This is a genomic window from Streptococcus sp. 4155 (assembly GCF_013276695.1).
Taxonomy (GTDB): domain Bacteria; phylum Bacillota; class Bacilli; order Lactobacillales; family Streptococcaceae; genus Streptococcus; species Streptococcus pseudopneumoniae.
In genome coordinates this window covers 21,225-35,216 of sequence record NZ_VMLM01000073.1, presented here as the reverse complement: position 1 = coordinate 35,216, position 13,992 = coordinate 21,225, and the positions used below count along the sequence as shown (strand labels likewise).

The window sequence follows — 13,992 nt, the reverse complement described above, 5'->3', positions numbered from 1 at the left end:
GAGGGGAGAAAGTCTATGAAAAGATTAGCGGACGTCGTTTTGAGCGAACTTCAATTGTTGCAGGACAAGTAGACGGAGAGTTTATAGCTCCCATGATTTACAAGAACAGCAGGACAAGCGATTTCTTTGTGGAGTGGTTCAAAACGCAACTCCTGCCTGCTTTGAAGACACCTCATGTTATTATCATGGACAATGCTAGTTTTGATCCCAAGAACATTTTGGATGAACTCTGCATCCAAGATAAACACTTTTTCTTACCTCTACCGCCATATTCACCGGATTTGAATCCTATTGAGCAAGCTTGGGCTATCTTGAAAAAGAAAGTAACAGATTTATTAAGGGAAGTCCCAACTATTTTTGAATGTTTGGAACGCTTTTTAAAACTAAATGACTATAAAAAGAAATGCCACGCTATGAAGGCTCAAGCGATTGTCACAAGTCAAGGGAGAATTGTTTCTTTGGATATCGCTGTGAACTATTGTCATGATATGAAGTTGTTCAAAACGAGTCGCAGAAATATCGGACAAGCTGGTAAAATCTTGGCTGACAATGGTTATCAAGGACTCATGAAGCTATATCCTCTTTTGCAGGAAGTCTAATATTGTTATAATTTAATTTGAATTCCAAAATCACATTGTTCCGTCCGTATTTCATTTTACTGTATGTCTTCCTAAACTCCAAAGTTTCTGCGTCAAATTTCCTATTTTCACTGTAGTCTTTGACACTTCGAACGACAATTTGAATCATATATTCAAAAAAAAATGAAAAATTTGTGCTAACAAGCCTAAATATTCTGAAAATTTGTTTGATTTTTAATGGATAATGTGATATAATGGTTGTCAATTTATAATTCACATAAACAGAGGAGTAGAAAATGAAAAAAAATCGTGTATTTGCTACAGCAGGTCTTGTTTTATTAGCAGCAGGTGTACTTGCAGCATGCAGTTCTTCAAAATCATCTGATTCATCAGCCCCTAAAGCTTATGGCTATGTTTATACAGCAGACCCAGAAACCTTGGACTACCTGATTTCAAGTAAAAATAGTACAACAGTAGTGACTTCAAATGGGATTGATGGTTTATTCACTAACGATAATTACGGTAATCTTGCTCCTGCAGTTGCAGAGGATTGGGAAGTCTCTAAGGATGGTTTGACCTACACTTATAAGATTCGTAAAGGGGTTAAATGGTTTACCTCTGATGGAGAAGAATATGCAGAGGTGACGGCTAAAGATTTCGTGAACGGTTTAAAACACGCAGCAGATAAAAAATCAGAAGCTATGTATTTAGCTGAAAATTCGGTTAAAGGCTTGGCAGATTATCTATCAGGAACTTCAACAGATTTTTCAACAGTTGGTGTCAAGGCGGTTGATGATTATACGTTACAATACACTTTGAACCAGCCTGAACCGTTCTGGAACTCTAAGTTGACCTATTCTATTTTCTGGCCTCTGAATGAAGAATTCGAAACATCAAAAGGAAGCGATTTTGCTAAACCAACAGATCCGACATCCTTGCTTTATAATGGGCCATTCTTGTTGAAAGGGTTGACTGCAAAATCTTCTGTAGAGTTTGTAAAAAATGAGCAATATTGGGATAAAGAAAATGTCCACCTAGATACTATCAATCTAGCTTACTATGATGGATCAGATCAGGAGTCGCTAGAGCGTAACTTCACTAGTGGAGCTTATAGTTATGCCCGTCTTTACCCTACCAGCTCCAACTATTCTAAGGTTGCAGAAGAATACAAGGACAATATCTATTACACACAATCAGGCTCTGGGATTGCTGGTCTGGGTGTGAATATTGATCGCCAAAGTTACAACTATACTTCTAAAACTACAGATTCAGAGAAAGTAGCTACTAAGAAGGCATTGCTTAACAAAGATTTCCGTCAAGCCTTGAATTTTGCTCTTGATCGCTCAGCTTACTCAGCTCAAATCAATGGTAAAGATGGAGCAGCTTTAGCAGTTCGTAATTTATTTGTAAAACCAGACTTTGTTTCAGCTGGTGAGAAGACCTTTGGTGATTTAGTCGCTGTTCAACTTCCTGCTTATGGTGATGAGTGGAAAGGTGTGAATTTAGCTGATGGGCAGGATGGTTTATTCAATGCTGACAAGGCCAAGGCAGAGTTTGCGAAAGCTAAGAAAGCTTTAGAAGCAGACGGCGTTCAGTTTCCTATTCATCTGGACGTTCCAGTAGACCAAGCATCAAAAAACTACATATCTCGTATTCAGTCCTTTAAACAATCTGTAGAAACAGTTCTTGGTGTTGAAAATGTCGTTGTTGATATTCAACAAATGACAAGTGATGAATTCCTTAATATTACTTACTATGCTGCCAATGCTTCATCTGAGGATTGGGATGTATCAGGAGGAGTTTCATGGGGTCCAGACTATCAAGACCCATCTACTTACCTGGATATTTTAAAAACAACTAGCAGTGAAACTACAAAAACATATTTAGGATTTGATAATCCAAATAGCCCTTCAGTAGTTCAAGTTGGTTTGAAAGAATACGATAAATTAGTTGATGAAGCTGCCAGAGAGACAAGCGACTTGAATGTCCGTTATGAAAAATATGCAGCGGTTCAAGCATGGTTGACAGATAGTTCACTCTTTATTCCTGCTATGGCTTCTTCTGGTGCAGCACCAGTGCTTTCACGAATTGTTCCATTTACTGGAGCTTCTGCGCAAACAGGCTCTAAGGGGTCAGATGTTTACTTCAAATATTTGAAATTACAAGATAAAGTGGTGACTAAGGAAGAGTATGAAAAAGCTCGTGAAAAATGGTTGAAAGAAAAAGCTGAATCAAATGAGAAAGCTCAAAAAGAATTGGCAAGTCATGTGAAGTAAATAATTTCTAATAGAACTTTCTCTCCATGAGGAGAAGGTTCTTTTGGGATTTTTAAAGGAAATAATATGAAAAAATATATTTTTATGCGTGTTTTGCGGTCATTGGTTTCGATTTTCTTAGTAACGACTTTGACCTACACGATTATCTATACCTTGGTTCCTCGAAAATTGATTTTCAAGCAGGATCCTAACTATAATAAAATTGCGACAACGGCTGATAAACGTGATAACTATGAAAATACTGTGTTTGAGCGTATGGGCTACATTGAGTATTACGATACTAAAGAGTTGCAAGAAAAGGCAAGTAGCATGGATTCTTCTGTAACAGTAGAAGCAAATGCGACCAATAAAGCTATTTATGAAAAGTACATCAATCAATTAGGTCATGGTTGGACTTTGGGAGAATTTACTGAAAGTGGTCAATTCTATGCTAGTCGTGAAATTCCAATTTTTGAACGTGTTTTTCACTTCTATGCTAACTTGATTGACATTGACCATACAAATAAAATCCAAGACCCTGAAAATCCAGACTTGAAACGCTACCTTCGTTTTGAAAATGATCCAGCTATCGGATGGTCATTGGTCGGTTCAGGAACTAAACATAAATATCTCTTGTACTTTAACAGTCAGTTCCCATTTGTTCATCAAAACTTTGTGAACTTGAATTTAGGTGACTCTTACCCAACCTATGCTAATACACCAGTTCTTCAGGTTATTACTCAAGGTCAAGGACAAACCAAAACTGCCCAAGTTCAGTTCCCAACAGGTAAGAAAACGTCTTCTGTAAATATTTACTCAAGAACCTACAAGTCACCTAGTCAGGCTGACTCTCGTGAAGTAGCTAGCTATGGGAAAGATGATCCTTATACAGCGACTGAAAGTAATTACCAATATCCATCTATGATTGTCAGCTCTGCTATTACTGGTTTGATTGGTTTGGTCCTTGCCTATGCTCTTGCCGTGCCACTTGGTTCAGCCATGGCTCGTTTCAAGAACACTTGGATTGATAGCCTCTCAACAGGGACTTTGACCTTCTTGCTTGCTCTTCCAACGATTGCCTTGGTTTACATCGTTCGATTGATTGGATCATCTATTGCCCTTCCAGATTCATTCCCTATCTTGGGAGCTGGAGATTGGCGTTCTTACGTTTTACCAGCAGTCATCCTTGGTTTGTTGGGTGCTCCTGTTACAGCCATTTGGATTCGTCGTTACATGATTGACTTGCAATCTCAAGACTTTGTTCGTTTCGCTCGTGCAAAAGGTTTGTCTGAAAAAGAAATTTCAAACAAACACATCTTTAAAAATGCCATGGTTCCGCTGGTTTCAGGAATTCCTGGTGCCATTATTGGGGTTATCGGTGGTGCAACCCTTACTGAAACAGTCTTCGCCTTCCCAGGTATGGGTAAAATGTTGATTGACTCTGTAAAAGCATCTAATAACTCTATGGTCGTTGGTCTTGTCTTCATCTTTACATGTATTTCTATCTTCTCACGTCTTTTGGGAGATATTTGGATGACTATTATTGACCCACGTATTAAATTGACTGAGAAAGGAGGCAAATAATGTCTACAATCGATAAAGAAAAATTTCAGTTTATAAAACGTGACGATTTTGCCTCTGAAACTATTGATGCGCCAGCATATTCTTACTGGAAATCAGTGTTTAGACAATTTATGAAGAAAAAATCAACTGTAGTCATGTTGGGAATCTTGGTAGCCATCATTTTGATGAGTTTCATCTACCCAATGTTTTCTAAGTTTGATTTCAATGATGTCAGCAAGGTAAACGACTTTAGTGCTCGTTATATCAAGCCAAATGCTGAGCATTGGTTCGGTACAGACAGTAACGGTAAATCACTCTTTGACGGTGTCTGGTTTGGAGCTCGTAACTCTATCCTTATTTCTGTGATTGCGACAGTGATTAACTTGGTTATCGGTGTTTTTGTCGGTGGTATTTGGGGAATTTCAAAATCAGTTGACCGTGTCATGATGGAAGTTTATAACGTCATCTCAAACATCCCATCTCTTTTGATTGTCATTGTCTTGACTTACTCAATCGGAGCTGGATTCTGGAATCTGATTTTTGCTATGAGTGTGACGACATGGATTGGGATTGCCTTCATGATCCGTGTGCAAATCTTGCGTTACCGTGATTTGGAATACAACTTGGCGTCACGTACTTTGGGAACACCAACCTTGAAGATTGTTGCCAAAAACATTATGCCACAATTGGTATCTGTTATTGTGACAACGATGACTCAAATGCTTCCAAGCTTTATCTCATACGAAGCCTTCTTGTCTTTCTTCGGTCTAGGATTACCGATTACCGTGCCAAGTTTGGGTCGTTTGATTTCGGATTATTCACAAAACGTAACAACCAATGCTTACTTGTTCTGGATTCCATTGACAACCCTTGTTTTGGTATCCTTGTCCCTTTTCGTAGTTGGTCAAAACTTAGCGGATGCTAGTGATCCACGTACACATAGATAGGAGTAGAAATGACAAAAGAAAAAAATGTAATTTTGACTGCTCGCGATATTGTCGTGGAATTTGACGTTCGTGACAAAGTATTGACAGCCATTCGCGGCGTTTCCCTTGAACTAGTTGAAGGAGAAGTATTAGCCTTGGTAGGTGAGTCAGGATCAGGAAAATCTGTTTTGACAAAGACCTTCACAGGTATGCTCGAAGAAAATGGTCGCATTGCCCAAGGTAGTATTGACTACCGTGGTCAGGATTTGACAAATCTATCTTCTCACAAGGATTGGGAACAAATTCGTGGTGCTAAGATTGCGACTATCTTCCAGGATCCAATGACTAGTTTGGACCCCATTAAAACAATTGGTAGCCAGATTACAGAAGTTATTGTAAAACACCAAGGAAAAACAGCCAAGGAAGCAAAAGAATTGGCCATTGACTACATGAATAAAGTTGGAATCCCAGACGCAGATAGACGTTTTGATGAATACCCATTCCAATATTCTGGAGGAATGCGTCAACGTATCGTTATTGCGATTGCCCTTGCCTGCCGACCTGATGTCTTGATCTGTGATGAGCCAACAACTGCCTTGGATGTAACCATTCAAGCTCAGATTATTGATTTGCTAAAATCTTTACAAAACGAGTATCATTTCACAACAATCTTTATCACTCACGACCTTGGTGTGGTAGCAAGTATTGCGGATAAGGTAGCGGTTATGTATGCAGGAGAAATCGTTGAGTATGGAACTGTTGAGGAAGTCTTCTATGACGCTTGCCATCCATATACATGGAGTCTCTTGTCTAGCTTGCCTCAGCTTGCTGATGATAAAGGGGATCTTTACTCAATCCCAGGAACACCTCCGTCACTTTATACTGACTTGAAAGGGGATGCCTTTGCCTTGCGTTCTGACTATGCAATGCAGATTGACTTCGAACAAAAAGCTCCTCAATTCTCAGTATCAGAGACACATTGGGCTAAAACTTGGCTACTTCATGAGGATGCTCCAAAAGTAGAAAAACCAGCTGTGATTGCAAATCTCCATGATAAGATCCGTGAAAAAATGGGATTTGCCCATCTGGCTGACTAGGAGGAAGGAAATGTCTGAAAAATTAGTAGAAATTAAAGATTTAGAAATTTCCTTCGGTGAAGGAAGTAAGAAGTTTGTCGCGGTTAAAAATGCTAACTTCTTTATCAACAAGGGAGAAACGTTCTCGCTTGTTGGTGAGTCAGGTAGTGGGAAAACAACTATTGGTCGTGCTATCATCGGTCTAAATGATACAAGTAATGGAGATATCATTTTTGAGGGTCAAAAGATTAATGGTAAGAAATCGCGTGAACAAGCTGCGGAATTGATTCGTCGAATCCAGATGATTTTCCAAGACCCTGCCGCAAGTTTGAATGAACGTGCGACTGTTGATTATATTATTTCTGAAGGTCTTTACAATCACCGTTTATTTAAGGATGAAGAAGAACGTAAAGAGAAAGTTCAAAATATTATCCGTGAAGTAGGTCTTCTTGCTGAGCATTTGACTCGTTACCCTCATGAGTTTTCAGGTGGTCAACGTCAACGTATCGGTATTGCCCGTGCCTTGGTCATGCAACCAGACTTTGTTATTGCGGATGAACCAATTTCAGCCTTGGACGTTTCTGTGCGTGCCCAAGTCTTGAACTTGCTCAAAAAATTCCAAAAAGAACTTGGCTTGACCTATCTCTTTATCGCCCATGACTTGTCGGTTGTTCGTTTTATTTCAGATCGTATCGCAGTTATTTACAAGGGTGTTATTGTAGAGGTTGCAGAGACAGAAGAATTGTTTAACAATCCAATTCACCCATATACTCAAGCCTTGCTTTCAGCGGTACCAATTCCAGACCCAATCTTGGAACGTAAGAAGGTCTTGAAGGTTTACGACCCAAGTCAACACGACTATGAGACTGATAAACCATCCATGGTTGAAATCCGTCCAGGTCACTATGTTTGGGCGAACCAAGCCGAATTGGCACGTTATCAAAAAGGACTAAACTAGTAATGGTTTTATAATTTCCATGTCAACTTTTATGGAAATTATGGCTCTTTGTCAACTGTAGTGGGTTGAAGTCAGCTAAGCTCGAGAAAGGACAAATTTCGTCCTTTCTTTTTTGATGTTCAGAGCGATAAAAATCCGTTTTTTGAAGTTTTCAAAGTTCCGAAATCCAAAGGCATTTCGTTTGATAAGCTTAATGAGATTATTAGTGGCTTCCAATTTTGCGTTAGAATAGTGTAGTTGAAGGGCATTGACAATCTTTTCTTTATCCTTTAGAAAGGTTTTAAAGACAGTCTGAAAAAGAGGATGAACCTGCTTTAGATTGTCCTCAATAAGTTCGAAAAATTTGTCTGGCTCCTTGTTCTGGAAGTGAAAAAGTAAGAGCTGATAGAGATTGTAGTGGTGTTTCAAGTCTTCTGAATAGCTCAAAAGCTTGTTAAGAATCTCTTTATTGGTTAAGTGCATACGAAAAGTAGGGCGATAAAAACGTTTATCGCTGAGTTTACGACTATCCTGTTGAATGAGTTTCCAGTAGCGTTTAATAGCCTTGTATTCATGGGATTTTCGTTCAAACTGATTCATAATTTGGACACGGACACGACTCATAGCACGGCTAAGATGTTGCACAATGTGAAAGCGATCCAGAACGATTTTAGCGTTTGGAAAAAGTCGCCTAGCTAAGTCATAATAAGGACTAAACATATCCATAGTAATAATTTTCACTCGACATCGGACGACCCTATCATATTTAAGAAAGTGATCTCGAATGACGGCTTGTGTTCTACCCTCAAGAACAGTGATGATATTGAGCTTATCAAAGTCCTGAGCAATGAAACTCATCTCCATCTCCCGATTGAAACAGTCACTCCCCGGACTGTTTCAACGTCCCAAGACATAATCTCAGGCAGATTTCTAACATTACACTCAAAGTGGAAGTCATTGAGCTTTCGAATGACAGTTGAAGTTGAAATGGCCAGCTGATGGGCAATATCGGTCATAGAAGTCTTTTCAATCAACTTTTGCGCAATTTTTTGGTTGATAATACGAGGGATTTGGTCATTTTTCTTGACGATAGAAGTTTCAGCGACCATCATTTTAGAACAATAATAGCACTTGAAACGACGCTTTCTAAGGAGAATTCTAGTAGGCATACCAGTCGTTTCAAGATAAGGAATTTTAGAAGGTTTTTGAAAGTCATATTTCTTCATTTGACTTCCGCACTCAGGGCAAGATGGGGCGTCGTAGTCCAGTTTGGCGATGATTTCCTTGTGTGTATCCTTATTGATGATGTCTAGAATCTGGATATTAGGGTCTTTGATATCGAGTAGTTTTGTGATAAAATGTAATTGTTCCATATGATTCTTTCTAATGAGTTATTTTGTCGCTTTTCATTATAGATGATATGGGACTTTTTTTCTACACAAAATAGGCTCCATAATATCTATAGGGGGTACCCACTACAAATATTATAGAGCCGAAAAAGGCTGAGATCTGGTGTCTCAGTCTTTTATTTCTTGCGCTTTGCAAAATCTACAAATCTAAATTTCTCTAACTTATGGCGACTTTCGGTAAACTGAAATTGGCGTCCGTCTTGGAGATAGACTTTTGATTTAATCGAAACGACATAAGGGTCTTTGCCAATGTCCATGAGAATCTTGTCTCGGTCGCTTGAGTGGTCAATGGTGATTTCCTTCTGAGCATAATCAATAAGGAGTTTGAGGCCATTTTCTATATAAGAATAGATAGACTGCTCAGCAATTTGGCGAGTGAGATTTGGGATGAGTTCCATATCCAGATAGTCTGTATCCAGAACGGATACCAGATCATCCACCACACGCTGGCGGACCACCTTCCAAACCATCCGAAACTCTGGGAAACCGGTTATCAGTGAGGATTTTTTATCAATAATAATCTTGTCCAGACTGACCACGTTGGTTTTAGAGCGCAGTCCAAGTTCTTTAACTAGTTCTTGGTAGCTGGTTAGGTTGGATACAGGGAAATTGACGGTTTCTTCTTTGACGACTTGAGAACCTTGCCCTCTTATCTTTTTGATCAATCCTTCCTCTTGGAGGAGAGACAGGGCCTTTCGGACGGTATCACGACTCACTTGATATTGCTCCATAAGGTCGTGCTCGCTAGGAAGGAAATCTCCGACAGCGTAAGTCTCGTTTTGAATGGTTTCTTGGATTTGCTTAAATAATTGTTGGTATTTCTTCAGTTTGCCTGCTTAAATAGGTTTTTAGTCTAGTTCAATGAACACCTGTATCTATTTTACCATACAAGTGCTAGAAAAATGACAAAAAATCCTCTTTTTACATCAAACAAGTTGCAGACAAGTTTGGTATCGTTTACAATATTCTTATCAAATCAAACTTGCTTTGACAAGTATAAGGAGAATCAAATGGGAAAATTTGAACAAGAAGCCAAGGATCTGCTTCAGGCAATTGGAGGCAAGGAAAATGTGACTGCCGTAACCCACTGTGCGACACGGATGCGGTTTGTTTTAGGAGATGATAAGAAGGCTAATGTTAAGGCTATCGAGTCAATTCCAGCTGTTAAAGGAACCTTTACAAATGCAGGTCAATTTCAGGTAATCATTGGAAATGACGTGCCAATCTTTTATAATGATTTTACAGCTGTTTCGGGTATTGAGGGTGTTTCCAAAGAAGCAGCCAAGTCTGTAGCTAAGAGTAATCAAAATGTGGTCCAACGTGTCATGACCACTCTGGCGGAAATCTTTACTCCGATTATTCCAGCCTTGATTGTTGGTGGATTGATCCTCGGTTTCCGTAATGTCTTGGAAGGTGTGCATTGGTCTATGTTGGATGGCAAGACCATCACAGAAACTTCTCAGTTTTGGGCAGGGGTTAATCACTTCCTCTGGTTGCCGGGTGAAGCTATCTTCCAGTTCTTACCAGTGGGGATTACCTGGTCTGTTTCTCGTAAGATGGGAACCAGCCAAATCTTGGGAATTGTTCTCGGAATCTGTTTGGTATCGCCTCAGTTGCTCAATGCCTATGCGGTTGCTTCAACGCCAGCAGCTGATATTGCGGCAAACTGGGTTTGGAATTTTGGCTATTTTACTGTTAATCGTATCGGTTACCAAGCCCAAGTTATCCCAGCCTTGCTTGCAGGTTTGAGTCTGTCTTATCTTGAAATTTTCTGGCGCAAGCATATCCCAGAAGTGATTTCTATGATTTTTGTACCTTTCTTGTCATTGATTCCAGCCTTGATTTTAGCTCATACTGTTTTGGGACCAATCGGTTGGACAATTGGACAAGGACTTTCATCAGTTGTCTTGGCAGGTTTAACTGGTCCAGTTAAATGGCTCTTCGGTGCAATTTTTGGTGCCCTCTACGCTCCATTTGTCATCACAGGTCTGCACCATATGACCAATGCCATTGATACACAATTGATTGCGGATGCTGGTGGCACTGCCCTATGGCCAATGATTGCTCTTTCTAATATTGCTCAAGGCTCAGCCGTGTTTGCCTATTATTTCATGCACCGTCATGATGAGCGTGAGGCTCAGGTTTCACTTCCTGCCACTATTTCAGCCTATCTCGGTGTTACAGAACCAGCCCTCTTTGGGGTCAATGTCAAATACATCTATCCATTTGTAGCTGGAATGACTGGTTCAGCTCTTGCAGGCATGTTATCCGTTACTTTTAATGTAACTGCGGCTTCTATTGGTATCGGTGGTTTGCCAGGTATCCTCTCTATTCAACCTCAATACATGTTGCCATTTGCAGGAACTATGCTAGTCGCTATTCTTGTTCCAATGCTCTTGACTTTCTTCTTCCGTAAGGCTGGTCTCTTTACAAAAACAGAGGACGATACGGACTTGCAGGCAGAATTCGTTGCTCAAGAAGAAGCAGAATTTGTGAGTCATGAACCAGTAGAACTTACTCCAGTAGAAATTGTTAGCCCGCTGACTGGCCAAGTGAAAGAACTAAGTCAAGCAACGGATCCAGTCTTTGCTTCAGGTGTCATGGGGCAAGGTCTGGTCATTGAACCAAGCCAAGGTGAGTTGACTTCTCCAGTCAATGGGACAGTGACGGTTCTTTTTCCTACCAAGCATGCCATTGGTATTGTCTCTGACGAGGGGGTGGAATTGCTCATCCACATCGGTATGGATACAGTAGGTCTTGATGGCAAAGGATTTGAAAGTCTTGTAGCCCAAGGAGACCATGTCACAGTTGGTCAGCAACTGATTCGTTTTGATATGGATGTCATTAAGGCTGCAGGTCTGGTGACAGAAACTCCTGTTATCATCACCAACCAAGATGCTTATACAGCGACTATTCCCGGAACTTATCCGACAACGATCCAAGCTGGAGCATCTCTCATGGTCGCTACACGAATCTAATACTCTTCGAAAATCTCTTCAAACTACGTCAGCTCTATCTGCAACCTCAAAATAGTGTTTTGAGCAACCTGTGGCTAGCTTCCTAGTTTGTTCTTTGATTTTCATTGAGTATAATTGAAATAGCACAAATAGGGACGGAAGACTGCTTCCTCCCTTTTATCAGAAAAGGAGAAACAGATGACACTTGATAAAGGAAAAGTAGTCTATCAAATCTATCCAAAATCTTACAAAGACACCACTGGCAATGGTATTGGGGACTTCCGTGGAATTATTGAAAAAATTCCCTATTTAGCCAAACTAGGTGTGGATATGGTCTGGCTCAATCCATTCTATCCAAGCCCTCAACGGGATAATGGTTACGATATTTCAGATTATATGGCAGTAGATCCTCTTTTTGGTGATATGGCTGATTTTGAGGAAATGGTGCGTGTCGGTCAAGAGCACAAGATTGACTTTATGCTGGACATGGTACTCAATCATTGTTCGACAGAGCATGAATGGTTTCAGAAAGCCTTAGCTGGGGACAAGTATTATCAAGACTTTTTCTTCATCCAAGACCAACCAACAGATTGGCAGTCTAAGTTTGGTGGCTCTGCATGGGCGCCCTTTGGGAATACAGGGAAATACTACCTTCATCTTTTTGATGAGACCCAGGCTGACCTTAACTGGCGCAATCCCAATGTCCGTAAGGAGCTTTTCAAGGTAGTTAATTTCTGGCGTGACAAGGGTGTCAAAGGTTTCCGATTTGATGTAATCAATTTGATTGGCAAGGATGAAGTCTTAGTGGATTGTCCTGAAAATGAAGGAAAGCCAGCTTATACAGACAAACCTATCGTTCATGACTATTTGCGTATGATGAATCAAGCCACTTTTGGAGCAGACGATAGCTTTATGACAGTTGGGGAAATGTCTTCTACCACCATGGACAACTGTGTCCTCTATTCGTCGCCTGATCGTCAGGAATTATCCATGACCTTTAATTTTCATCACCTCAAGGTGGACTATAAGGATGGACAAAAGTGGACCTTGGCTCCCTTTGATTTTGAAGAGTTGAAGAGTCTTTACCATAGTTGGGGTAAGGAAATGAGTGATAAAGACGGTTGGAGTGCTCTCTTCTGGAACAATCACGACCAACCACGCGCTTTAAACCGTTTTGTTGATATTCAAAACTTCCGCAAGGAAGGAGCCACTATGCTAGCAGCCAGCATTCACCTGTCACGTGGGACACCTTATATCTATATGGGCGAGGAAATCGGGATGATTGACCCAGACTATGATTCTATTGCTGATTATGTGGATGTCGAATCGCTCAATGCCTATCAGATGCTCTTAGAGGAAGGGAAGAGTCAGGAAAAAGCCTTCCAGATTATTCAAGCTAAGTCGCGTGATAATTCACGCATTCCCATGCAGTGGGATACTTCTGAAAATGCAGGATTTTCAACAGGCACTCCATGGTTGAAAGCTGGTAAATCCTATAAATACATCAATGTAGAAAATGAAATCCAGGGTCCGATTTTCACCTTCTATCAAGACTTGATTCGACTGCGTAAGGAAATGCCAATCATTTCAGAAGGAAATTACAAACCAGCCTTTGAAGATAGCAAACAAGTCTATGCTTTTGAACGCCAGTTTGAGGATCAAAAGTTACTAGTGCTCAATAACTTTTATGCCAAAGAAGTGGAAATCGACTTGCCAGCAGTCTACCAAAATGGACAAATTTTGATTTCAAACTATGAAGACGCAGAAGTGTCTGAGAAAATTCTACTCAAACCCTATCAAACACTGGCTATTTATGTAAATTAATACTCTTCGAAAATCTCTTCAAACCGTGTCAGTTTTATCTGCAACCTCAAAGCGGTGCTTTGAGCAACCTGTGGCTAGCTTCCTAGTTTGCTCTTTGATTTTCATTGAGTATAAACTTAGCAAGAAGACCTCTTTTTCAGAAAAGCAGGGTTCTTTTTGATGTCTATTCCATCCTTGAAAGTGTAGAACAAACTGTCAATCGAAAGTGATTATGTCCCAAAAAAAATGGTGAGATTGAGGGCAATTATTTTGCTTTCATTTGACAAGAGGAACCCTTGAAGCAGTTTTGTCAGCTAAACCAAGGCTAATCTTAGCCTTGGCTTGTCAGCCTAACAGCATCAAGCCTCTTATCAAATGAAATAGAGGGCTAGCTATCAGCTAGTTAAAACATCTAATTTTTAGGAGGGCTGGGTGGCTAACTTCATTATAGAACTTTCATTAGTTAGCAAAAAGGCTTGTTGTCTATA

9 protein-coding genes and 3 pseudogenes are annotated in these 13,992 nt (G+C 40.1%); 9 read left to right on the top strand and 3 right to left on the bottom strand.

Going from position 1 to position 13,992, the window contains the following annotated elements; genetic code table 11:
* A pseudogene (locus HT715_RS12010) lies at window positions 1-371 on the top strand (IS630 family transposase); the annotation flags it as partial.
* Between the two features lie 24 nt (window positions 372-395).
* Window positions 396-581 (top strand): annotated as a pseudogene (locus HT715_RS12005) (transposase); the annotation flags it as partial.
* Here HT715_RS12005 and HT715_RS12000 read toward each other — a convergent pair.
* Window positions 565-747 (bottom strand): hypothetical protein, encoded by a 183-nt coding sequence (locus tag HT715_RS12000; RefSeq protein WP_138700220.1) that lies wholly within the window; start codon window positions 745-747, stop codon window positions 565-567. The pseudogene HT715_RS12005 and the gene HT715_RS12000 sit on opposite strands and share 17 nt — an antisense overlap.
* A gap of 127 nt (window positions 748-874) precedes the next feature.
* Between HT715_RS12000 and HT715_RS09120 the strand changes: the two genes are divergently transcribed.
* From HT715_RS09120 to HT715_RS09100, 5 genes are all read left to right on the top strand, one after another.
* The gene (locus HT715_RS09120) at window positions 875-2,854 is read left to right on the top strand and encodes a peptide ABC transporter substrate-binding protein (protein WP_138700221.1); all 1,980 of its coding nucleotides are present in this window, start codon (window positions 875-877) and stop codon (window positions 2,852-2,854) included.
* A gap of 66 nt (window positions 2,855-2,920) precedes the next feature.
* Entirely contained in the window at window positions 2,921-4,417 is a 1,497-nt protein-coding gene (locus HT715_RS09115; protein ID WP_138700222.1) for an ABC transporter permease, read from the top strand.
* Entirely contained in the window at window positions 4,417-5,343 is a 927-nt protein-coding gene (gene oppC, locus HT715_RS09110) for an oligopeptide ABC transporter permease OppC (RefSeq protein WP_000103690.1), read from the top strand. The genes HT715_RS09115 and oppC overlap by 1 nt, the downstream gene beginning before the upstream one ends.
* Before the next feature lie 8 nt (window positions 5,344-5,351).
* Complete coding sequence (locus HT715_RS09105) at window positions 5,352-6,419, top strand: ABC transporter ATP-binding protein (RefSeq protein WP_000159563.1); 1,068 nt, start codon at window positions 5,352-5,354, stop codon at window positions 6,417-6,419.
* Between the two features lie 10 nt (window positions 6,420-6,429).
* Window positions 6,430-7,356 carry an ATP-binding cassette domain-containing protein gene (locus HT715_RS09100; RefSeq protein ID WP_101514805.1) on the top strand — a complete coding sequence of 309 codons (927 nt, stop codon included), beginning with the start codon at window positions 6,430-6,432 and terminating at the stop codon, window positions 7,354-7,356.
* 75 nt (window positions 7,357-7,431) lie between these two features.
* Here the strand turns inward: HT715_RS09100 and HT715_RS09095 are convergent.
* Window positions 7,432-8,708: pseudogene (locus HT715_RS09095) on the bottom strand (ISL3 family transposase).
* A gap of 152 nt (window positions 8,709-8,860) precedes the next feature.
* Window positions 8,861-9,571: a trehalose operon repressor gene (gene treR, locus HT715_RS09090; RefSeq protein WP_000760673.1), complete on the bottom strand. Its 711-nt coding sequence runs from the start codon at window positions 9,569-9,571 to the stop codon at window positions 8,861-8,863.
* A 183-nt stretch (window positions 9,572-9,754) separates the two neighbouring features.
* Here treR and treP point away from each other — a divergent pair, with 183 nt between their 5' ends.
* Entirely contained in the window at window positions 9,755-11,722 is a 1,968-nt protein-coding gene (treP, locus tag HT715_RS09085; RefSeq protein WP_000514338.1) for a PTS system trehalose-specific EIIBC component, read from the top strand.
* A 177-nt stretch (window positions 11,723-11,899) separates the two neighbouring features.
* Window positions 11,900-13,525 (top strand): alpha,alpha-phosphotrehalase, encoded by a 1,626-nt coding sequence (gene treC, locus HT715_RS09080; protein WP_000171232.1) that lies wholly within the window; start codon window positions 11,900-11,902, stop codon window positions 13,523-13,525.
* Window positions 13,526-13,992: the final 467 nt, after the last annotated feature.